Here is a 21,649-nt window from a genome sequence, read left to right as displayed (position 1 = left end):
GTGCGGCTGAACGCGGACACCGCGGAGTTCGACCGGTTTCTCGCCGTGGCGTCCGTGTACTGGTCGAACAACGTGCGCGCGGCACCCACCGGCGACGCGCCCGGCGCGATCCTGGTGGAGATCCTGCACCAGGACCTGCGCGTGGCGCTGCGCAACCTGACCGTGGCGAACGCGCTGCGGCGCGTCTTCCCGGCCCGGCTGATCGTGTTCACCGGCACCGACGCCGACTGGAGCGAGGCGCTCTGGACCCGGTTCGACACCTCCCTGGTACGCAAGCTGGCGACGGCGTACCAGGCGGACGACGTGATCGACGTGCACGAGCTGGTCGACCGGTACGTGGCGGCCGGCGACGGCCCGGCACCGGATGCGACCGTCGCCGGCCGGCCGCTGCCGCACGACACGCACCGGCCCCCGATCAGCCCCGCCGACCTCGACGAGAACGTGTACGCCACGGCCGCCCGGCTGCTGCGCGTCCCGCGGCTCACCGACGCGCACCGCGCGTCCGAGACGTACCGGCGGGTGAAGGCGCGGACCGAGGCGTTCGCGAAGGTGTACGACCGGCTGTTCGCGGCGTTCAGCCCGGACGCGCTGGTCACCAGCCACGTCGACTACAACCACTGGGGGCTCGCCGTCGAGGCCGCCCGCCGCACCGGTACGCCGGTGCTGCACGTGCAGACGACCGGTTCGCTCAAGTCGTACGCGCTGTTCCCGGAGCAGGCGGAGGGCGCGCCGACCTTCCGGGCCGCGCTGACCACCCGGATCGGCGAGTACTTCGAGAAGACGATCTGGCCGCAGCGTGACCTCATCCGGCACAGCGCCGAGCTGGTCTCCTGGCGCGCCAAGGGAAACCTCGGCCGGCCGTCGTGGTGGCGCGGCGGCGCGACCGCCTCGCTGGACATCCGCACCGACACCGAACGCCGGCAGCTGCGCGCGCACGCCGCGCACCGCTTCGGCTTCGAACCGGGCCGGCCGACCGTGGCCGTGTTCAACCACGCGGTGTCCGACGCCCTCGGCACCAACGTCGAGCACTTCGCCGACCTGGCCGACTGGTTCGAACGGACCGCCGAGTACGCGAAGGACCGCACGGACGTCAACTGGCTGTTCCTCGACCACCCCAGCCAGGGCCTGTACGACTCGTCCGGGCACTTCGACGCGCTCGCCGAGCAGTACCGCGGGGTGCCGCACGTGGGGTTCGCGCCGAGCAGGGACCTCAGCAAGAACATCCTGTGGAGCCTCACCGACCTGGGCGTCACCGTCCGCGGCAGCATCTCCAACGAGCTTCCCGCGTACGGGATCCCGACGGTGATGGCGGGCTGGGCCGAGTGGAGCGCGTGCGGCATCTCCCGGGTGGCGACCAGCGTGGACGACTACTGGTCGACGCTGTCCGGCGCGATCGGCGAGCTGCGCACCGGCCGCCCGCTGGTCACGCCCGAGCAGCGCGAACGGGCCCGGCTGTGGCACTGGTTCTACCGCAGCGCCGCCGACGTCCCGACCGACCTGGTACCGCACTGGGAGGCCGGCCAGTCCGACCAGCTGCTGCGCATCCTGCGCGTGGTCATGCAGCACGTCGAGTCGGACGGCGACCCGGCGTTCACGGCGACCCGGCGGATGTGGTCGCGGCGCGAGCCGTTCCTGACCCGGTTCGACCTGTCCGCGTCCCGCGGCGGGACGCTCGGCGACGAGTTGTGGGGAGAAGAGTGAGTCGCACCTTCGACACCGAGCTGGACCGGCCGGTGGCGCCGCTGACGCTGCCGGCGACCGTGAAAACCGGTGGGGGAGCGGCGATCCAGGTCTGCGACGGCTTCGTCCGCGGCACCGGGATCGTCGGCCGCTTCTCCGCCAGCCCCGGCCTCATCGGCATCAAGGTCGCCACCGACGGCCCGGTACGGGTCACGCTGCGGCTGACCGCCGACCGGGAGACGGCGCAGTGGTGGCAGCACCGCGTACCCGACCGGGTCACGCCGCGGCAGCCGCACGGCGCCCGGCTGCTGCTGGTCCGGTCGCAGGGCGCGACCCGTACGGCGGTGCTCCTGGACCGGCCGCACGGCTCGTTCGCGCTGGACGCGTCGGCCACGGTGCGGTTCGACCTCACCGCCGAGGAGGTACCGGCGGACGGGCTGCTGATCCTGGAACTGGCCGACGCCACGGCCGCACCGGACGGCACGCTCCCGCACGCCGCCGTCGGCGTACGGGTGGACGCGGTGACCGTCGACCCGGTACCCGCCGAGGACCGGCCCGCCGGGGACCGGCCCGTTGAGGACCTGGCCACCGGCCCGGTTGCCGGCGGCGTGTTCCTGGCCGCGCCCGCCGCGCCGGTGTCCGGCACGTTCGTGTGGACGCTGCGCGCCGGACCGGCCGCGACCGTACCGGCGGACCGGGTCGCGCCGCCCGCGGGGCCGCTGTGGGAGGAACCGCCGACCGGCGCGCCGCGCCTGCGGTACCGGGACAAGGGCATCGCGCTGGCCCGTCGCCGGCTCGCCGCCGCCCGCTTCGCCGCCAGCAACCGGGCCCGGCGCGGCATGATCCGCGGCGCCCGCGCGGTCACCGCCCCCGTCCGGTACGGGCTGGCCCCGCTCACCGTACGGACCGCGCTGCGCCCGCGTGACGTGCACGCGCAGCTCGTCCCGCTCGACGGCGGTACACCCCGGGCCTGCGCGGTCCGGGTCCGCGGCAACGTCGTCCAGGTCCGCTACACCGGCCACCTGTCCGGCCCCGCCGTCGTACGACTGAGCACGTACCGGCCGGTGGCGTGGCGGATGGTCGCCGCGTCGGTGACCCGGCCGGCGAGCGTCACGCCGGAGCTGACCGACGACGCCGAGGCGAACCGCGCGCTGGTGCAGGAACTGCTGGACCGGCCGGACGCCGCCCCGGTCACCCTGCCGGCGGGCCGGTTCCCGGTCGGCGGCGGGCTGCGGCTGGCCGACGGCCGGCACCTCACCGGCGCCCGCGACGGCGACACCGTCCTCATCCAGCCGGACGCGACGGCGGCGCCGCTGCTGTGGGTCCTCGGCTCCGGCGTACGCGTCGCGGACCTGGCGCTGGAGCTGCCCGTCGCCGACCCCGGCAAGCACGACGGGGACCGCTGGACCGCCGTCACCGTCGGCCGCTACTTCTACCCCGAGCGCCCCGAGTGGGCCACCGACGTCGAACTCCGCAACCTGACCGTACGGCGGGCGGGCCGGTGCACCGCCAACTCCGTCGCCGTGCTCGGCGCCGTCCGCGACCTGACCGTCGCGGACGTGCGCGTCAGCGGCGGCGGTACCGGCGTGGCGGTGCACTGGGGCGCGGTCGGTACCAGCGTCAGCGAGCTGACCGGCCCGTCGTACCACCCGCACCGGTTGCGGATCACCGGGCTGCGGGTGACCGACGCGTTCGAGGGCTTCTACCTCAGCTCGGTGCACGACGTGGCGGTACGCGACGTGCGGTGCACCGGCGTCGAGATCGGGTTCCGGCTGCTGCCGGGCGACAACGCCGACCGGTTCCACCCGGTCTCCGGCGCGTCGCCGGTCTCGTCGGCGATCACCGTGTCCGGCTGCACCGTCGGCTGGTGCGGCCCGTACGCGATGCGGTTGGCGGGGTGGGGCCGCAGCGAGGTCGACGGCCGGACCAGCCACCTCGCGTACCGGGACGTGACGGTGACCGACTGCGCGCTCACCACCGAGCCGGCGCTGCCGGACGCGCCCGACCGCACCCGCGCCGCCGTCGTACTCGAACGCGCCGACGGCATCGTCCTGTCCGCCGTACGGCTCGCCGACGGCGGCCCCGAGATCGTCGCGGTACGCCGGGACGGCGTCGACTCAGGACCCGACGTACTCGCCGGCGACCTGCACGGTGCGGCGCCGGCGGCGGCCGAGCAGCCCGTCGAGGGAGAACCGGCCGGGTCCGACGACGGCGACGAGTAGGAAGGTCCAGCAGAACACGGCGGCCGGTTCACCGCCGTTCGCGATCGGCCAGAGCGCGTGCGGCTGGTGCACCGTGAAGTACGCGTAGGCCATGGTGCCGGAGGCGAGCAGGGCGGCCACGCGGGTGCCGAGGCCGACGAGGACGAGCAGCCCGGTGGCGAACTCGATGGCGGCGGCCCACCAGCCGGGCCACGCGAAGACGGCCGGCACGTGTCCGGTACGGATCGGGAAGCCGAACAGTCCGGCCGTCCCGTGGCAGGCGAACAGCAGCCCGACGGTCATGCGGCACAACGATTTCCCGGTCTCGGCGAGCGTGTTCATGGGCACCTCCCGGAAACAGTTAACTGACTTTACTGAAAACGGGGATGTCCGGACAACGGCGTGTCTGGCGGGTTTGTGCCGACCGGCGGCAACCCCGCAACGCCGCCGCGTCACCGGGCCGACCCCGCCCGGAACGTCCACTGTGGACGGTCGTACCGTGACGCGGGACGCACGCGCTCGTTCAACCGGTGGGGGATGCGTACACAGGAGGGGAGCGGCTGTGGGTAACGTTGTGTCCGACACGCGTGAGGGTCGGCTTCCCAAATATCCCGGCCGTCCTTTACTGTTGCCGCCCATGAGCGATACGCCCGATCGCAACGACGACGCACCGAGCACCACCCAGTCCGCCGCCCGCGGACGCCTCTTCGACACCACGCTCTACCAGGCGTGGGCGCGGGACGCCGACGGCGCCTTCCAGTACCTGCCGGCCGACGCCGGTCCCGACACGCCCGCCGATCCGCCCGGCCAGACCTGGCGCGAGCGGGTCAAGGCCGGCGCGCTGCAGTGCCCGTTCCCGGGCTGTGACGCCACCTACACCGGGATCCGCAAGGGTGCCGGCCGGGTCGCGTTCGTCCACCCGAAGACCGGCACCACGCACGGCGACAAGCAGGCCAAGGAGACGCTGTGGCGGCTCGCCGCCGAACAGACCGTCATCCGGTGGGCCGCCACGGCGTACCCCGGCTCGACGGTGACCGCCGATTCCGACCTGGCCCCGAACCCCGACCTGCTCATCACGACCGCCGACGGTGACCGCGTCGCCGTCCACCTGGTCTACTCGGCGCTCACCGCCGCCGACTGGACCGCCGCCCGCGACGCGTACGCCGAGGCCGGCGTCACGCCGCTGTGGCTGCTCGGCAACACCGGCCCGTACGCGCGGAAGGCGACCGGCGCGGCCGACCGCCTGCGCCCGCCGGCCCCGGTACCGGCCGCGCTTGCCGACGGCGCGCACGTCGCCTGGCTCAACCCGTTCCTCGGCCTCGTCGGTACGGCCGGCGCGGACGCCGACCCGTCGTCGGTCGCCGTGACCGAGGTACCGGTCGCCGAGTTCGCCGTCGCCACGTCCGCCGCCGCGCCCGCGTCGTCCGGCGAGGCCGCTTCGGTCGAGGTCGTCGCGGAGCCGGTCGCCGCCGCCGAGGCGGAAGCCGTTGCGGAGACGGAGTCCGAGCCGGTCGCCGCCGACGTCGCCGAGCCGGCTGCCGCGGAGGTCGCGGAGGTCGCGGAGGTCGCGGAGGAGCCTGCCGCCGAGGAGTCGGCGTCCGCCGAGGAAACGGCGAAGGCTGACGACGCCGACGAGGCCGAGGACGCTGCGAAGGTCGACGACGCCGCCAAGGCTGACGACGCGGCGAAGGCTGACGACGCTGACAAGGCTGACGACGCGGCGAAGGCTGACGACGCTGACAAGGCTGATGTCGCGGCGAAGGACGATGACGCTGCCAAGGCCGAGATCGAGGCGCCGGCGCTGGACGCCGACGAGCCGGTCGAGGCCGCCGCGGCCGAGAAGAGCGACGACAAGGCGCACCCGAACGGTACGCGTCCCGCCGGCTCCCGCCCCGGTACGCAGCGCTCCGGCTGGCTGCGCCGCATGATCGGCCGGCTGCGCCGCCCCGCCGCCTGACAGTACGGTCCGGCCGGCTCCGGCCGGACCGCCCACCCCGGCCGTCCCGGCCGCCCGCCCCGGTCCGCCGCACTCCGGCGCCGGGGCGGTTTCGTACCCGGAAACGGTGTCGTACCAACGGTTCCGGCGAGGGTCGTGCCCGGAGTCGTTGTGGGGCAACGGGTTCGTGCCGTTGCCCGTGAGAGACGAGGCGGCCCCGGGCGCCGGTCGCGCGAAGGACCGGGCCCGGGGCCGGGGCGCCGGATGGGGCGGCGCCCGCTGCACGACGACCGGCCACCGGCCGCCGCTGCTTGCGATCGACGCACCGGAACGTCGCGGGCGCCGTGATGCGTGTGGGTGCTCAGAGCGAAGGCGCGTACCGGCCACCACGCGGTGTCGGCGGCGCGCCGCCGACACCGGGTCGCTGGCCCACCGCGCCGGCGACCGGATCGCGCCGGGCCCGCGCCGCCGACCGGGTGCCCACGGGCCGGTACCGATGCGTCCGGGTGTTCAGTGAAAAGACGAAGCGCCCATCCACCTCAGGGCTGGCCGCCTGGCCTGCCGTTGCCCCGCGGCCCGCCCTGCGGCGCGCCGCCCTGCTGGCCGGTGCCGCCCTGCGGTCCGGTGTTGTTCTGCGGGCCGCCGTTGGATCCGCCGAGCAGCGTGGTGTCGAGGATCGACGTGGCGGTCCTGTCGGACTTGGTGGCGACGACGGTGACCGTGTGGCCCTTCTTGACCTTGCCGATGGTGGTGGCGCCGTCGTCGACCTTGGTACCCGAGCCCACCACGTACGTGCCGGCGAAGCCGTCGGTGCTCCTGACGCTCACCGAGCTGGACGACACGGCGGTGACCGTACCGGTCTGGATGAGCATGGTGCGGGTGCCGTTCTTGCCGTTGCTCGCCACGTACTCGCCGTGCAGCGCGTCGGTCAGCCCGCTGCTGCCGCCCGGCCGGAAGATCCGCATTCCGCCGCCGCCGCCGAACTGGCCGTTCGACGACTGGTGCGACGAGGCGTACACGACGCCGCCGCCGATGCCGACCGCGGCGACGCCGACGGCCGCGGCGACCGCGATCCGCTGGGCGTTCGTGAGCGGCCGGCGCGGCCCGCTCGCCGGGGCCGCCTGCGGCTCGGCCCCGGCCGGGGTCTCGGGTTCGGCGCCCGCGGGGGTGCCGGACTCTGCGCCGGCCGGTACGGTCTCGTCCGTTCCTGGGGAGGTCACGTCGCGCCCTTCCTTCTCGGTACCTCGGTGCGGCAGTGCTCGCCGCAGGAGGCTCGACCGTCCGCCCGTACCCTGTGCCGACCCTGTGGTACCGCTGAGGTAGCGGTGTGCTTGTCCGCTTTGCCGGGCCGCGGCGGGCACCGCACAGGTCGTACACAGGAAGGGCCCAATCCGGCCACAGCGCGGGCCGCGACGATGACAGCATGGTGGGCATGGGGACGGAGCCGGTGAGCCGGGCCAAGGGGCGGGTGCACCTGCGGCGACCGGACGGCTCGCCGGTACGGGTGCTCGTCGTGGACGACGAGCCGACGCTGTCCGAGCTGCTGGCGATGGCGCTGCGGTACGAGGGCTGGGACGTGCGGTCGGCGACCGACGGCACCGCCGCGGTACGCGAGGCCCGCGAGTTCCGGCCGGACGCGGTGGTGCTCGACATCATGCTGCCCGACATCGACGGGCTGGAGGTGCTGCACCGGATGCGCAGCGAGGCCCCGGACCTGCCCGTACTGTTCCTGACCGCGAAGGACGCGGTGGAGGACCGGGTGGCGGGGCTGACCGCCGGCGGCGACGACTACGTGACGAAGCCGTTCAGCCTGGAGGAGGTCGTGGCGCGGCTGCGCGGCCTGATGCGCCGGGCGAGCCGGGCCACGCAGCAGACCGACGCGATGCTCGTCGTCGGCGACCTGACCCTCGACGAGGACAGCCACGAGGTACGCCGCGGCGGCGCGGAGATCCAGCTGACGGCCACCGAGTTCGAGCTGCTGCGGTACCTGATGCGCAACCCGCGCCGGGTGCTGTCGAAGGTGCAGATCCTCGACCGGGTGTGGAGCTACGACTTCGGCGGCCAGGCCAACATCGTCGAGCTGTACATCTCGTACCTGCGGAAGAAGATCGACGCCGGGCGCAAGCCGATGATCCACACCCTGCGCGGTGCGGGCTATGTCCTCAAGCCCGCGACCTGACAGCCCGCGACCTGAGCGGCGCGGGATCGCCCACTGGTCCCTGCGTACCCGGTTGACGGCGATCATCGTGGCGCTGATCGCGGTGGTGTGCGTCGGCGCCGGCATCGGTACCGAGCTGGCCCTGCGCAACTTCCTGATGGCCCAGCTGGACAGCCAGGTCGCGCGGGCAGGCACCGGTGTGGTGCGGTTCCAGGTCGACGGTCCGGAGGCACCGCCGGACGCCGGCCGCACCGACCTTCGCCTGACCGGCGGTCCCGGCCAGGACACCGTGGTCGCCTTTGTCAGCAACGGATCCGTCAGCCAGGCCCAGGTGTACCGGGGGCCGGACCGGACGGAGGCGCTGACTGTCGAGGAGGCCACCACGCTCGCCGGCATACCGGGGGACGGGCACCCGGTCACCGTCGACCTCGGTGACGAGCTCGGGTCGTACCGGGCGGTGGGGTACACGACGCCGGACGACAGTACGGTGGTCGTCACGGGGCTGCCGCAGGGGCCGGTGAACGACACGCTACTGCGGGTGCTGCTCATCGAGCTGATCATTGCCACCGCCGCGGTACTGATCGGCGGCACGGTCGCCGCCCTCATCGTCCGCCGTACGCTGACGCCGCTGCGCCGGGTCGCCGCCACCGCCACCCGCGTCGCCGAGCTGCCGCTGGACCGCGGCGAGGTCGCCCTCTCGGTACGGGTGCCCTCGCCCGACACCGACCCGCGTACGGAGGTGGGTCAGGTCGGGTCGGCGATCAACCGGATGCTCGGCCACGTCGCCAACGCGCTGAACGCCCGGCACGCCAGCGAACAGCGGGTCCGCCAGTTCGTCGCGGACGCCAGCCACGAGCTGCGCACCCCGCTCGCCGCGATCCGCGGGTACGCGGAGCTGACCCGGCGCGGCGGGCACGAACTGCCGGCCGACGTGACGCACGCGATCGGCCGGGTCGAGTCGGAGTCGCGCCGGATGACCACGCTCGTCGACGACCTGCTGCTGCTGGCCCGGCTGGATTCCGGGCGCCCGCTGGGACGTACCGAGGTGGACCTGTCCCGGGTGGTCGCCGACGCGGTGTCGGACGCGCACGTCGCCGGGCCGGACCACACCTGGCGGCTCGACCTGCCACCCGAACCGGTGACGGTACCGGGGGACGACGCGCGGCTGCACCAGGTCGTCGCGAACCTGCTCGGCAACGCCCGCACCCACACCCCGCCCGGTACGACGGTGGTGACGCGGCTGCGCAACGCGCGCGGCTCGGTGACGCTGACGGTGACCGACGACGGTCCGGGCATCCCCGCCGATATCCTGCCCAACATCTTCGAACGGTTCGCCCGCGGCGACTCGTCCCGCTCCCGCGCGGCCGGGAGTACGGGGCTGGGGCTGGCGATCGTGCACGCCGTGGTCACCGCGCACCACGGCACGGTGACCGCGACCAGCCCGCCCACCACGTTCACGATCACGCTGCCGACGACCCCGGCCGTACCGCCGCGCGACGACTCCGCGCTGGAGGGCTCGGCACCGGAGCGCTGAGGTCACAACCCGGCGGTCGCGTACTCGGGCTGCTCGGCGGGGGCGGTCGCGGCGGCGCGACGCGGGCGCAGGGTGACCAGGGCGAGCCCGATCGCGAGGACGACCAGCCCGGCCGCGCACCAGAACGCCAGCCGGTACCCGGCGGCCAGCGCGTCCGGGTGCGGCGTGCCGGCGGCCTCGGCGACGTGCGTACGGACCGCGGAGAGGGTGGCGAGGACGGCGAGCCCGAGCGCCGAACCGACCTGCGTGGTGGTGTTGACCAGCCCGGACGCCAGGCCGGCGTCCTCGGTGGTGGCGCCGGACATGGCGAGCGTGGCGAGCGCCGGCCCGCTCACCCCGATCCCGGTACCGATCAGCAGCATCGTCGGCAGCACGTCCGTGGCGTAGCTTCCGTGCACCGGTACCCGGGCGAACAGCGCCAGCCCGGCCGCGATCAGCACCAGACCCGGCACGAGCACGGTGCGCGCGCCGAACCGGGTGATGAAGCGCTCCGCGTACCGGAGGGAGAGGATGCCGATGATCGTCGTGGTCGGCAGGAACGCGAGGCCGGTACCGAGCGCGTCGTAGCCGAGCAGGTGTTGCACGTAGAGCGCGCCGAGGAAGAACACGCCGAACATCCCGGCCATGGTGAGCGCCTGCACCGCGTTCGCCCCGGACACCGTGCCGGACCGGAAGATCGGCAGCGGTACGAGCGGGTTGCGCGCGGTCGCCTCGCGTACCAGGAAGCCGGCGAGGAGCAGGACGGCGGCACCGGCCAGCGGGAGGGCGTACCGGCCGGTGGGGGTGACGATCGTGCCGACGCCGACCATCAGCGCCGCGGTGATCAGGATGGCGCCGGGCAGGTCCAGCCCGGTACGGGCGCGCGAGCGGTCGTCGGCCGGCAGCACGCGTACCGCGGCGATCCCGGTGACCAGGCCGATCGGGATGTTGATGAAGAAGATCCAGTGCCAGCTGGTGAGCTGGGTGAGCACGCCGCCGGCCAGCAGCCCGACCGAGCCGCCGGCCGCCGCGACGAAGCTGTACACGCCGATCGCGCGGGCCTGCTCGCGCGGCCCCGGGAACATCGTGACGATCATGCCGAGGATGACCGCCGAGGTCATCGCGCCGCCGACACCCTGCACGAACCGCGCGGCGACCAGCATCGCCTGGTTCTGCGCCAGCCCGCAGGCCACCGACGCGGCCGTGAACACCGCCAGCCCGGCCACGAACACCCCGCGCCGGGACAGCAGGTCGCCGAGCCGCCCCGCGAGCAGCAGCAACCCGCCGAACGCGATCAGGTACGCGTTGACGACCCACGCGAGGCCCGCCTGGGTGAAGCCGAGCGAGTCCTGGATCGCCGGCAGCGCCACGTTCACCACCGTCGCGTCCAGCACGATCATCAGCATCCCCACGCAGAGCACGATCAGGGACATCCATCGCGTCCGGGCGTTCATCGCCGCTTCCCTCCGTCGATCCGGTCGTACTCCGGTGTCGACCGGGACGCTGCGGTGAAGTCATCGCCGGCGGACCGATGAGTTCGGTCACGCCGGACGGTCGGTACAGGGGAGAGTTGGTGCGAGGAAGGCGGGGTGGCGTGATGTTGACCGACAGCGAGGCGTTCAGCGGGTTCGCGGTGGACGATCTGGCCGCGGCGAAGGCGTTCTACACCGACACGCTCGGCCTGACCGTGACCGACGAGCCGATGGCCGGGCTGGCCCGGCTGCAGCTGGCCGGCGGCCGGTCCGTGCTGGTGTACGCGAAGCCGGACCACACGCCGGCGACGTACACGATCCTGAACTTTCCGGTGCCGGACGTGGAGGCCGCCGTGGACGGGCTGACCGCGCGCGGCGTCACGTTCGTGCGGTACGACGGGATGCAGCAGGACGCGAAGGGCATCCACCGCGGCGGCGGCCCGCTGATCGCCTGGTTCACCGACCCGGCCGGCAACGTGCTGTCGGTGGTCGAGCAGTGAGCGCCGGGGACACGGACGCTCCGGCGCAACTGCCCGAGCAGGCCGAGGGGTACCGGCGGGAACTGCTGGCGCACTGCTACCGGATGCTCGGCTCGGTACACGAGGCCGAGGACCTGGTGCAGGAGACGTACCTGCGGGCGTGGCGGTCGTACGGCGGGTTCGAGGGGCGCTCGTCGCTGCGTACGTGGCTGCACCGGATCGCGACGACGGCGTGCCTGACCGCGCTGGAGGGCCGGTCGCGCCGGCCGCTGCCGACCGGTCTCGGCGCCCCCGCGTCCGACCCGGACCAGCCGATCGCCGAGAACCACGAGGTGCCCTGGCTGTCCCCGGTACCGGACACCCTGCTGGAGGCGGACCCGGCCGGCGTGGTGACCTCGCGCGAGAGCGTACGGCTGGCGTTCGTGGCGGCGTTGCAGCACCTGCCGCCACGCCAGCGCGCCGTACTCGTGCTGCGCGAGGTGCTCCAGTGGCGTGCCGCGGAGGTCGCCGAGGCGATGGGGATGACGGTCGCCGGGGTCAACAGCGCGCTGCAACGCGCCCGCGCCCAGCTCCGCGAGGCCGCCCCGACCCTGGACGGCGTGGTCGAGCCGACCGACACCCGGCAGCGCGAACTGCTCGACGCGTGGGTCGCCGCGTTCGAGGCGTACGACATCGACCGGATCGTCGCGGTGTTCACCAAGGACACCGTGTGGGAGATGCCACCGTTCCCGCAGTGGTACCAGGGCGCCGCGGACGTCGGTGCGCTGATCGCGCGGCAGTGCCCCGCGCAGGGCCCCGGCGACATGCGGCTGGTACCGGTCCGCGCGAACGCCGCGCCCGGCTTCGCCATGTACATGCGGGATCCGGTGGATGGCACGCACAAGCGGTTCGCGGTGCAGGTGCTGACGCTGACCGACGCGGGCGTGGCGCACACCGCGATGTTCTTCGACGACGAGCTGTTCGCCGCCTTCGGGCTGCCGCCGGTGCTGCCGAGCGGGCCGCGATGACGGGACTGGACCTGCTGGAACGTTCGATCGGGTACACCCTCGGCAGCCTGCACCTCGTCACCGACGACTCCCTCGACGCGCCCACGCCGTGCCCCGCCTGGTCGCTGCGCCAGCTCCTGGAGCACATGTACGACTCGCTCGGCTCGCTGGCGGAGGCGGTCGAGGCCGGCCGGGTGGCGCTGACCCCGTCGTACGACGCGGGTGCGGATCCGGTGGCGGCGGTGCGCTCGCGCGCGTGCCGGCTGCTCGGGGTGTGGGCGGCGACGGGCGTGCCGGACCGTACGTCGGTGGCGGGGCAGCCGCTGGCCACCCGGATCGTCGCGGCGACGGGCGCCCTGGAGATCGCGGTACACGGCTGGGACGTGGCCGAGGCGTGCGGCGCGGACCGGGCGATACCGGACGAGCTGGCGGCGGAGCTGCTGCGGTTCGCGCCGCTGCTGGTGACCGACGAGGACCGGCCGTACCGGTTCGGGCCGCCTGCTCGGGTGGCGCCGTCGGCGGCGCCGGGCCGCCGGCTGCTGGCGTTCCTCGGCCGGACGCCGCACGTGTACAGCCCAGGGCAGGCGTAGCGCCCATCGGCCGTCTATAGTCCTTGACAGGCATATGCCGGAAGCGGAATATAGAGCGCGTGCCCGTGGACGCCTTCGCCGTACTCGCCGAGCCGACGAGACGCCGGATCCTCGACACGCTGCGGAGTTCCGACCGCAGCGTGGGCGAGCTGGTCGACCGGCTCGGGATGAGCCAGCCCGCCGTGTCCAAACACCTGAAGGTGCTGCGGGAGTCCGGTTTCGTCAGCTGCCGCATCGCGGCGCAGCAGCGGATCTACCGCCTCGAACCCGACCGGCTCGCGGCGGTCGACCGGTGGCTCGCGCCGTACCGGCGGCTCTGGACGAAGCACCTCGACGCGCTGGAACGCCACCTGGAGGAATCACCATGAACCTTGCCGAGGTACGTACCGAAGAGGTCGACGGGGGATGGGCGCTGGTGTTCGTCCGCGAGCTGCGGCACGCGCCCGAACGGGTCTGGGCCGCGCTGACCGAGCCGGGGCAGCTCGCCGCGTGGGCGCCGTACACGGCGGACCGGGACCTCGCCGCCACCGGCGACGCCACGCTCACCATGATCGACGGCGAGGACGGCCAGGACCTGGCCGCCACCGTCAGCCGGTCGGAGCCGCCCACGCTGCTGGAGTACACCTGGGGGGACAGCCTGCTGCGCTGGGAGCTGGCGCCGGCCGGCGGCGGCACCCGGCTGACGCTGCGCCAGACGCTCGCCGAGCCTGAGTGGGCGTCGAAGATCGCCGCCGGCTGGCACCTGTGCCTCGACGTCGCGGAGCACCTGCTCGACGGCGACCCCGTCCCGCCGATCCGCGGCATGGACGCCATGAACCACGGCTGGACCGAACTGAACACCGCGTACGGCGAGCGCCTCGCCGACTGATCCCCTTGTCCCGCAACACTTTCCGGGTACTCCGGGGTCAGCCGGCGAGCGGCGGGTTGAGGCGCGCGAAGCCCTCCTGCCGCCGGTACGGGAAGTGCGGGTACGGTGCCTCGACCGCGCTGGCCGCGTCGAGCCGGGCGAGCTGGTCGGCGGTGAGCGACCAGCCGACGGCGCCGAGGTTCTGCCGCAGCTGGTCCTCGTTGCGGGCGCCGATCAGGACGGACGCGACGGTGGGCCGGGTGAGCAGCCAGTTCAGCGCGATCTGCGGGACGGCGCGGCCGGTCTCGGCGGCGACCGCGTCGAGCACGTCGACGATCCGGTACAGCCGCTCGTCGTCGACGGGCGGCCCGTAGTCGGCGGTGTTGTGCAGACGGCTGGTGGCGGGCAGCGGGTGGCCGCGGCGTACCTTGCCGGTGAGGCGGCCCCAGCCGAGCGGGCTCCACACGACCGCGCCGACGCCGGCGTCCGCACCGAGCGGCATCAGGTCCCACTCGTAGTCGCGCCCGACGAGCGAGTAGTACACCTGGTGCGCGACGTACCGCGGGTGGCCGTACTTCTCCGCGGTGGCAAGGGATTTCGCCAGCTGCCAGCCGGCGAAGTTGGAGACCCCGACGTACCGGACCTTGCCGGCGCGGACCAGATCGTCCAGTGTGGACAGTACTTCCTCGACCGGGGTGGCCGCGTCGTACGCGTGCAGCGACAGCAGGTCGAGGTAGTCGGTGTCGAGGCGGCGCAGCGCGTCCTCGGTGGCGCGGATCAGCCGGGCGCGCGACGTTCCGGCGTCCTGTGGCCCGTCGCCCATCGGCAGACCGGTCTTCGTCGACACGATCACCCGGTCCCGGCGGCCCTTCAACGCCGCGCCGAGGACCTGCTCGGACGCTCCGTTCGAGTACACGTCGGCGGTGTCGAACATGGTGACGCCGGCGTCGAGGCTGATGTCGATGAGCCGGCGCGCCTCGTCGACGTCGGTACGGCCCCAGTGGCCGAACAGGTCGCCGCGGCCGCCGAACGTACCGGCGCCGAGGCTCAGCGCCGGTACCTTCAGGCCCGACGCCCCCAACTGGCGGTACTCCATCACGACTCCCTCTTTAACGGTTCTGTGGTTCCGTTAAGCTCGGGGTCGACGCTAGCACGGCGACGGCCGTTAATGGAACTGGAGACCCGTTATGGAGATCACGCCCGACCCGGCCCGCGCCACCCGACCCGGCGGCCGCACCGCCCGGGTACGCGCCGCCGTGCTCACCGCCGCCGGCGACGTCCTCGCCGAACACGGGTACGCCGGGCTCGACCTCGCCGACGTCGCCCAGCGCGCCGGCGTCGGCAAGACCACCGTGTACCGGCGGTGGGGGAGCGTGACCGGGCTGGTCGTCGACCTGCTCGCGGAGATGGCCGAGTCGTCCGCGCCGCGCGCCGACACCGGCACCCTGCTCGGCGACCTGACCGCGAACGCCCGGCTGGTCCGCCGTACGCTCGCCGACCGACGGCAGGGCCCGCTGTTCCGCGCCGTCATCGCCGCGTCGATCAGCGCGCCCGAGACCGCCGGCGCGCTGCACCGCTTCTACGCCGCCCGGGTCGCCGAGTGGGCGCCCTGCGTCACCGACGCGCTCGACCGCGGCGAGGTCCCCGCCGGTACGGACGCCGACGAGGTGGTGCGCGCCGTCTCCGCCCCGCTGTACTACCGGATGCTCACCACGGCGCTGCCGCTCAGCGTGGCCGTCGCCGACCGCGCGGCCGAGGCCGTCACCACCGCCGCCCGCGCCGGCGCGTACGTCAGGGGCGCGGGCCGGTGAACGGGGACAGCGCGGTCGTGTCCAGATCGCCCCGGTAGACCGGGCCCACCGCGAACGGCACCGTGAACGCGCCGTCCGTCGCGCCCGGCGTCGTCACTCGCAGGTACGCCGGCGTCACGTGCGGATCGCTTGGCGCGGAAGGCAACCGCCACGCGAGATCCGCCGCCAGCGTCGTGTCCGGCGGCACCGTGATCGCGCGCGGCCCTGGGTCGCTCTCGAAGTACGTCGGTCCCTTGTGGACGGTCGTGGCGAGCGGGTGGCCGTCGCGGTCGAGCAGCGCGATCCCGAGATACCCGTCGAGTACGCAGGGGTCGTGGCCGGCGTTGGTCACCGTGACGTCCACGCCGCGGTGCAGCATGCCCTCCTGGTGGCCGTCGAGGTTCTGGCCGACCGAGAGCCGGCTGCCCTGGCACACCGGCGCCGCGTGCGCCACGGCCGGCGCGACCACCGCGCCCGCCGCCGCGACCAGTACCGCCAGCGCCGCCGTCCGTACCCGCATGACCCCACGCTAGGCGCGGATGCCCTGGTGTACCGGCGATTCCGTGCTATGTCCACATCGGACACACGTACTCCCCGGCGTCCGGCCGCCGCCGGAACGGGCGGGATCGGCGTCAGTCGGCCGAACCGACCGGGAACAGCACCGGACTCAGCAGGTACTGCCGGCGCCCGTCGCCCGGTGTGTGCGCGAGCCGGGGCAGGATCGCGGCGCGCAGGTCGGCGATCAGCGCGGCCAGCTCGTCCGGGTCCAGCCACAGCGCGTGCTGCCGGTAGCCGACGAGATCGGCGCCCGGGTCCGCGTCCGCCCGCCCCAGGTACGTGTCGAACTCGGCGAGCAGCACCGCCATCGCCGCGGCGAAGATCCGCCGGTGCTCGTCCGGGGTGGCCGCGGCGGCGGTGTCGGCGTCGATGACCGCCCGGTCGCGGCGCAGCCGGTAGCTGCGCTCGACGGCGCCGCGCACCCGCCGCTCGTCCACGACCTCCAGTACGCCGCCGTCGACGAGCAGCGCCACGTGCCGGTACGCGGTGGTGCGCGGGATGTCGGGCAGCCGCGCGCACAGTTCCGCGGTCGTGCGGGACTGCCCGCCGGAGAGGGCGTGCACGATGCGCAGCCGGACCGGATGCGCGACCAGCTCCACGGTGTCCATGGCGCCGATGATTCCACATCTGGTACCGTTCCCAAAGTTGGAATCAATCGGGAGGTGCAGCATGGCGACCGACGAACCGCCGATCGGCCGGCCGTACGAGGTGGGCGGCACGCGGCTGGTGCTGCACCGGGCCGGCGAGGGCGGGCCCGCGGTCGTGTTCCTCCCCGGCGCCGGCCTCGTCGGGCTCGACTTCTGGGCCGTGCACGAGCGCGCCGCCGCCCGCACCACCAGCGTCCTGTACGACCGGGCCGGCACCGGCTGGAGCGACCCCGTCGACCTGCCCCGCGGCACCGACGCGGTCACCGACGAACTGCGCGCGCTGCTGCACACCGCCGGCGTACCGGGGCCGTACGTGCTGGTGGGTCACTCGCTGGGCGGGTCGTACGCCCGGCGCTTCGCGCAGCGGTTCGGCGCCGACGTGGCCGGCCTGCTGCTCGTCGACCCCGGGTACGAGGACGCGATGGACCACCTGCCTGCGGACGTGGCGGAGATCTTCGAACGGATGCGGCGGGACCGCGACGCGGGCACTCTGCCCGAGCCCACCGCCGAGCAGCTGGCGGCGTCCCGCGCGCCGCTCGCCGCGCTGTACGCGGAGTGGCCGGAGCCGCTGCGCGCCGCGCTCGTCGAGTACCACGTACGGCACTGGCGCACCGGGCTCGCCGAGGCCGCCAACTTCGAGGACGTCGTCCACGACGAGCTGCGCCGCGGCGGTCCCTTGCCCGACGTCCCGATGACCGTACTGACCTGCGGCGGCGCCAACCCGTACTGGGCGCAGGTGATGTCGCCGGAGGCGATGCGCGCCGCCCTCGACGGCGTACGCGCCGGACACGCCGCCCTCGCCGCTTCCGTACCGCGCGGGGTGCAGCGCGTGCTGCCCGACGCGCACCACCAGTACGTGCAGGCGCAGCAGCCGGACGCGATCCGGGACGCGCTCGACGACCTGCTCGCCCGCATCTGAACCGGCGCGGCGGGCCGCGCCCGGACGGATGCCGGACGCCGGTGGCGGGCACCGACCGTCCGCGCCGGGCGCCGGATCCGCGTCACGTCAGGCGAAGTCGACGTCCGCCGTCGCCACCGTCCCGCCGGTACGGCCGGGCGCGGCGTGGTGGTGCCAGTACAGGTTGGTGTGGGCGATGACGGTCTCCGGCGGCGGCGAACCCCAGCTCGTGTTGTCGCTGCACGTGTGGGCGTCGGCGACCAGGACCGCGTCGTACCCCCGGACGATGGCGCCGTGCAGGGTGGACCGGATGCACGCGTCGGTCTCGGCGCCGGCGACGACGAGCCGCCCGACGCCGAGGCCGGCGAGCATCGACTCCAGCGTGGTGTCCTCGAACGAGTCGGCCCAGTTCTTCTCGACCCGCGGGTCGCTGTCGGCCGGACTCAGCTCCGCCGCGATCCGCCAGCCGTCGCTGCCGCGGGCCAGCGCGTCGTCGTCGTGCTGCACCCACACGACCGGCACCTGCTGCCGGCGCGCCTTCTCCACGAGCGTGGCGACGTTGCCGACGACCCGGTCCCGCTCGTACGCCCCGGCCACGACGCCGGTCTGCACGTCGACGACGAGCAGCGCGGTGTGCGGCCGGTTCTCCAGTGTGGTCATGACCGTCCCTCGCGTTCGGTGGTGTGCCGGCACACGGTAGCCCCGGCCACCGACACTCCGCCTCAGTCGACCGGATCCTCCACCGGAAAGAAGATCGGACTCAGCAGGTACGGCCGGCGGCCCGCCGTCCCGCGGTGCTCCGTACCCGCCGCGAACACCCGGTGCAGCACCGCGGCCAGATCGGCGATTTCGGCCTGGTTGAGCCAGACCGTGCCCTGCCGGTACCCGGCGGGGTCGGTGGCCGGTTCCGCCCCCGGCCGGGCCAGGTACGCGGTGAACCCGGCGTGCAGCGCGGCGAGCGCGGCGGCGAACCCGCGCCGGTGGTCGGCCAGCGACATGCCCGCGGCCCCCTCGTCGTCGATGACGGCGCGCTCGCGGCGCAGCCGGTAGTGGCGCTCGACGGCGCCGTGCACCCGCCGTTCGTCGGCGACCTCCAGGACGCCCGCCTCGGTCAGCAACCCCGCGTGCCGGTACACGGCGGCCTTGGAGACGTCGGGCAGCAGCCGACCCGGACGGTCCGGTCGATCCGGCGCTGCGGGAGACGGCCGCGGCGTACGCGGCGACCTCGGCGTTCGGCGCGCCCACCGCCGTCGCGGCGTACGCGGGGCTCGCGGTCGAACGGCGCGACGCGCTCACCGCCGGCCTGGCCGAACTGGTCTCCCGCCTCACCGCCCGCCGCCTCGGGTACGTGGCGCGCACCTCGACCGGGGAGTACGAGCGGGCGCTGCGGGTCGCGCAGGTGACCGCCGCCCTCGACCTGATGCTGCGCGACATGGCCCGCGGCGACCACCTCGGCGTGTCGCTCACCCGGGACGCGGCGCTCGCCGACACCGTCGAGTGGATCCTCCGGCGCGAGGAGCGGATCGTACCGGCCGCGCACAACGGGCACGTCCAGCGGTACCCGGTCGCCGTGCCCGGCGTACCGCCCGCCGCGACGCTCGGCATGCACCTGGCCGACCGGCTCGGCGCCGCGTACCGCGTGGTGGGGACGACGACGGCCGCCGGCCGCACCCTCAACACCGGGCCCGGGTTCTACGCTGGCGAGCTGTTCACCGACCTCGACGGCGCCCCGCGCCCCGGCAGCCTCGACGCGCTGCTCGCGGCCAGCCACGACGGACCGTACGCGGTGGACCTGCGACGGCTCGGCCCGGCCGACACCGCCGCCCTCCGCGCCGTCGACAGCCAGCGGTTCGGCGCGTTCCACACCGACCAGGACCCGCTCACCGCGTACGACCTGGTGGTGCACCTGCCGGTGGTGACCGCCGCCGACCCGGACCCGGACGCGCTGGCGCACGCCCCCGCCGACGTACGCGCCGCGATGGGTTGACGCCCCCGCCGCCGCCCCGCTGTAGTGGGAGGTGGGAGCGGCCATGGACGGAGCAACACGGGTCGGGACGCTGGTCATCGGGGGCGGGCAGGCCGGCCTCGCGATGGGGTACCACCTCGCCGGGCGGTCGTTCCTCATCCTCGACGCGCACGAGCGGATCGGCGACTCCTGGCGGCAGCGCTGGGACTCGCTGCGCCTTTTCACCCCCGCCCGGTACGACGCGCTGCCCGGCCAGCCCTTCCCCGCGCCGGCGTGGTCGTTCCCGACGCACGACGAGTTCGCCGACTACCTGACCGGGTACGCGCTGCGCCGGCGCCTCCCCGTACGCACCGGGACCACCGTGCATCGCCTGTGGCACAACGGAACCCGGTACGTGGCGGACACGTCCGCCGGCCCCGTCGAAGCGACCCGCGTCGTCCTCGCCACCGGCCGCGCCCCCTGGGTACCGGAGTTCGCCGGCCGGCTCGACGCGGGCGTCACCCAGCTGCACGCCGCCGACTACCGCAACCCTTCCGCGCTGCCGCCCGGTGCCGTCCTCGTCGTCGGCGCCGGCAACTCCGGCGCCACCATCGCCCTCGAACTCGCCGCCGCCGGACGCCGCACCCTGCTGTCCGGGCGGCATCCCGGCCACCTGCCGTGCCGCATCGACGGCCCCACCGCCCGCACCCTCGCCCCGCTCGTCCTGGTCACCTACCGCCACCTGCTGACCGTGCGTACGCCCCCCGGCCGCGCAGTACGCGCCCACCTCACCGCCCACTCCGGACCGCTGATCCGGCTGCACGCAAGCGATCTCGCCGCCGTCCACCGCGTCCCCCGTACCGTCGGCGTCCGCGACGGGCAGCCGCTCCTCGCCGACGGGAGTACCGCCGCGGTGTCCGTCGTCGTCTGGTGCACCGGCTACCGGCCCGACACCAGCTGGATCGACCTGCCCGGCTTCGGCCCCGGCACCGAACCACCGCACCGCCGCGGCGTCGTCACCGCCCAGCCCGGCCTCCACCTCCTCGGCCGCCCCTTCCAGTACTCCGCCGCCTCGTCACTCATCGCCGGCGTGGCGCACGACGCCGCCTACCTCGCCGCCCACCTCGACCCGTGACCCGGTCGCTCCCACGCCCGCCTTGGTGGCGCGTACTCGCCACCGCTCGTTGGCCGTTCTCTTGGGCCGTGCTCATCGTTGTATCCGGCCCACTGTTCGGTGCCCCGGCTGCCGATGGGCCGGGCGGCCGCGATGCGGTCGGCATGTCGCGGAACGGAAGCACCGCGCCGCGCTCGTGCTTCACGGAACCGGGGCGGCTGCGGCGGCCGTGCCGCGGTCGGCACATCGCGAGACGGGGTGGCAGCGGGGATCGTCCCCGAGTCGCGGGGCGGGCAAGCGCGCGCGGTGCGAGGCCGCGGAACGGTCAGGTCGGCGCCGCCGCGATCGGCTGCCACGCCGCGGAACGGAACGGTCGGAGTCGGCGCGATCCGCTGCCATGCCGGGGAACGCGGGCAAGTCGGGGCGATCGCCGCATGCCGTACCGGGGACGTGACGCGGGACTCGGCATCGGGTGTCGCGCGCGGTTGACGGCGTCCGCACAATGAGGTCCATGCCACTCACGGGGGACGCAGTCGCCGTCGCACACCGCGCCGAACCGGCCACCTCGGCCGGTCGTCGGGGCGAACCACGGTGAACGGCCCCGCCGTACCTCCCGGCGCCTCGCCCGACCCGACCGCGGTCCCCCACGTGCCCGACGCGTCCGCCGCGTACCCCGGCGTTCCGTCGGCTCCGTCGGAGGGGCCACCGGTCGGCCAACCCGGGATGCCCCCGGGGATGCCGACGGCCGGACACCCCGGTGTGCCGCCGACCGGAAACCCTGCTGTGTCACCGGTTCCGCCAGGCACGCCGTTGACCGGATACCCCGGTGTACCAC

Annotated in this window: 22 protein-coding genes; 14 read left to right on the top strand and 8 right to left on the bottom strand. The window is 74.3% G+C overall.

Annotation, left to right across the window (positions count from 1 at the left end):
* Complete coding sequence (locus Aru02nite_RS11615) at positions 1-1,701, top strand: hypothetical protein (protein WP_203657443.1); 1,701 nt, start codon at positions 1-3, stop codon at positions 1,699-1,701.
* Positions 1,698-3,902 carry a right-handed parallel beta-helix repeat-containing protein gene (locus tag Aru02nite_RS11610; protein WP_203657442.1) on the top strand — a complete coding sequence of 735 codons (2,205 nt, stop codon included), beginning with the start codon at positions 1,698-1,700 and terminating at the stop codon, positions 3,900-3,902. The genes Aru02nite_RS11615 and Aru02nite_RS11610 overlap by 4 nt, the downstream gene beginning before the upstream one ends.
* Here Aru02nite_RS11610 and Aru02nite_RS11605 read toward each other — a convergent pair.
* Positions 3,798-4,223 carry a DoxX family protein gene (locus tag Aru02nite_RS11605; protein WP_203657441.1) on the bottom strand — a complete coding sequence of 142 codons (426 nt, stop codon included), beginning with the start codon at positions 4,221-4,223 and terminating at the stop codon, positions 3,798-3,800. The two genes, Aru02nite_RS11610 and Aru02nite_RS11605, sit on opposite strands and share 105 nt — an antisense overlap.
* A gap of 295 nt (positions 4,224-4,518) precedes the next feature.
* Between Aru02nite_RS11605 and Aru02nite_RS11600 the strand changes: the two genes are divergently transcribed.
* Complete coding sequence (locus Aru02nite_RS11600) at positions 4,519-5,838, top strand: hypothetical protein (RefSeq protein ID WP_203657440.1); 1,320 nt, start codon at positions 4,519-4,521, stop codon at positions 5,836-5,838.
* Positions 5,839-6,356: 518 nt separating this feature from the next.
* Here the strand turns inward: Aru02nite_RS11600 and Aru02nite_RS11595 are convergent.
* Positions 6,357-7,037 carry a hypothetical protein gene (locus Aru02nite_RS11595; protein WP_203657439.1) on the bottom strand — a complete coding sequence of 227 codons (681 nt, stop codon included), beginning with the start codon at positions 7,035-7,037 and terminating at the stop codon, positions 6,357-6,359.
* A gap of 212 nt (positions 7,038-7,249) precedes the next feature.
* Between Aru02nite_RS11595 and Aru02nite_RS11590 the strand changes: the two genes are divergently transcribed.
* On the top strand, positions 7,250-7,996 hold the full coding sequence (locus Aru02nite_RS11590) for a response regulator transcription factor (RefSeq protein WP_203657438.1): 747 nt from the start codon (positions 7,250-7,252) through the stop codon (positions 7,994-7,996).
* Positions 7,974-9,509, top strand: a complete 1,536-nt coding sequence (locus tag Aru02nite_RS11585) for a sensor histidine kinase (RefSeq protein WP_203657437.1) — start codon at positions 7,974-7,976, stop codon at positions 9,507-9,509. The genes Aru02nite_RS11590 and Aru02nite_RS11585 overlap by 23 nt, the downstream gene beginning before the upstream one ends.
* 2 nt (positions 9,510-9,511) lie before the next feature.
* Here Aru02nite_RS11585 and Aru02nite_RS11580 read toward each other — a convergent pair whose 3' ends face one another.
* Positions 9,512-10,942: an MFS transporter gene (locus Aru02nite_RS11580; protein WP_203657436.1), complete on the bottom strand. Its 1,431-nt coding sequence runs from the start codon at positions 10,940-10,942 to the stop codon at positions 9,512-9,514.
* Positions 10,943-11,085: 143 nt separating this feature from the next.
* Between Aru02nite_RS11580 and Aru02nite_RS11575 the strand changes: the two genes are divergently transcribed.
* The 5 genes from Aru02nite_RS11575 to Aru02nite_RS11555 are packed head-to-tail and all read left to right on the top strand — an operon-like array spanning position 11,086 to position 13,883.
* Positions 11,086-11,460 carry a VOC family protein gene (locus Aru02nite_RS11575; protein ID WP_203657435.1) on the top strand — a complete coding sequence of 125 codons (375 nt, stop codon included), beginning with the start codon at positions 11,086-11,088 and terminating at the stop codon, positions 11,458-11,460.
* A complete protein-coding gene (locus tag Aru02nite_RS11570; RefSeq protein WP_239076613.1) occupies positions 11,457-12,446 on the top strand; it encodes a sigma-70 family RNA polymerase sigma factor in 990 nt (329 codons plus the stop codon). Before Aru02nite_RS11575 ends, Aru02nite_RS11570 begins: the two co-directional genes overlap by 4 nt.
* Positions 12,443-13,015: a TIGR03086 family metal-binding protein gene (locus Aru02nite_RS11565; protein ID WP_203657434.1), complete on the top strand. Its 573-nt coding sequence runs from the start codon at positions 12,443-12,445 to the stop codon at positions 13,013-13,015. The genes Aru02nite_RS11570 and Aru02nite_RS11565 overlap by 4 nt, the downstream gene beginning before the upstream one ends.
* Positions 13,016-13,074: 59 nt before the next feature.
* Positions 13,075-13,383, top strand: a complete 309-nt coding sequence (locus tag Aru02nite_RS11560) for an ArsR/SmtB family transcription factor (RefSeq protein ID WP_203657433.1) — start codon at positions 13,075-13,077, stop codon at positions 13,381-13,383.
* Positions 13,380-13,883 carry an SRPBCC family protein gene (locus tag Aru02nite_RS11555; RefSeq protein WP_203657432.1) on the top strand — a complete coding sequence of 168 codons (504 nt, stop codon included), beginning with the start codon at positions 13,380-13,382 and terminating at the stop codon, positions 13,881-13,883. The genes Aru02nite_RS11560 and Aru02nite_RS11555 overlap by 4 nt, the downstream gene beginning before the upstream one ends.
* Before the next feature lie 37 nt (positions 13,884-13,920).
* Here Aru02nite_RS11555 and Aru02nite_RS11550 read toward each other — a convergent pair whose 3' ends face one another.
* Positions 13,921-14,958, bottom strand: coding sequence for an aldo/keto reductase (locus Aru02nite_RS11550; protein ID WP_203657431.1), 1,038 nt, complete (start codon positions 14,956-14,958; stop codon positions 13,921-13,923).
* 91 nt (positions 14,959-15,049) lie between these two features.
* Between Aru02nite_RS11550 and Aru02nite_RS11545 the strand changes: the two genes are divergently transcribed.
* A complete protein-coding gene (locus tag Aru02nite_RS11545) occupies positions 15,050-15,673 on the top strand; it encodes a TetR/AcrR family transcriptional regulator (RefSeq protein ID WP_203657430.1) in 624 nt (207 codons plus the stop codon).
* Here the strand turns inward: Aru02nite_RS11545 and Aru02nite_RS11540 are convergent.
* A complete protein-coding gene (locus Aru02nite_RS11540; RefSeq protein WP_203657429.1) occupies positions 15,654-16,172 on the bottom strand; it encodes a DUF4232 domain-containing protein in 519 nt (172 codons plus the stop codon). The genes Aru02nite_RS11545 and Aru02nite_RS11540 overlap by 20 nt on opposite strands.
* A 112-nt stretch (positions 16,173-16,284) precedes the next feature.
* Complete coding sequence (locus tag Aru02nite_RS11535; RefSeq protein WP_203657428.1) at positions 16,285-16,818, bottom strand: helix-turn-helix domain-containing protein; 534 nt, start codon at positions 16,816-16,818, stop codon at positions 16,285-16,287.
* 61 nt (positions 16,819-16,879) lie between these two features.
* Between Aru02nite_RS11535 and Aru02nite_RS11530 the strand changes: the two genes are divergently transcribed.
* Positions 16,880-17,776 (top strand): alpha/beta fold hydrolase, encoded by an 897-nt coding sequence (locus Aru02nite_RS11530; protein WP_203657427.1) that lies wholly within the window; start codon positions 16,880-16,882, stop codon positions 17,774-17,776.
* Positions 17,777-17,863: 87 nt separating this feature from the next.
* Here Aru02nite_RS11530 and Aru02nite_RS11525 read toward each other — a convergent pair whose 3' ends face one another.
* Entirely contained in the window at positions 17,864-18,415 is a 552-nt protein-coding gene (locus Aru02nite_RS11525; RefSeq protein WP_203657426.1) for an isochorismatase family protein, read from the bottom strand.
* 62 nt (positions 18,416-18,477) lie between these two features.
* A complete protein-coding gene (locus Aru02nite_RS11520) occupies positions 18,478-18,891 on the bottom strand; it encodes a helix-turn-helix domain-containing protein (RefSeq protein WP_203657425.1) in 414 nt (137 codons plus the stop codon).
* A gap of 56 nt (positions 18,892-18,947) precedes the next feature.
* On the opposite strand from Aru02nite_RS11520, the gene Aru02nite_RS11515 reads away from it, so the two are divergent.
* Positions 18,948-19,742 (top strand): erythromycin esterase family protein, encoded by a 795-nt coding sequence (locus Aru02nite_RS11515; RefSeq protein WP_203657569.1) that lies wholly within the window; start codon positions 18,948-18,950, stop codon positions 19,740-19,742.
* Positions 19,743-19,785: 43 nt separating this feature from the next.
* On the top strand, positions 19,786-20,835 hold the full coding sequence (locus tag Aru02nite_RS11510; protein WP_203657424.1) for a flavin-containing monooxygenase: 1,050 nt from the start codon (positions 19,786-19,788) through the stop codon (positions 20,833-20,835).
* Positions 20,836-21,649 lie beyond the last annotated feature (814 nt).

It is taken from the genome of Actinocatenispora rupis, from assembly GCF_016861975.1.
Lineage (GTDB): Bacteria > Actinomycetota > Actinomycetes > Mycobacteriales > Micromonosporaceae > Actinocatenispora > Actinocatenispora rupis.
The sequence above is the reverse complement of the archived record's forward strand: the minus strand, read 5'-3'. Positions and strand labels throughout refer to the sequence as shown.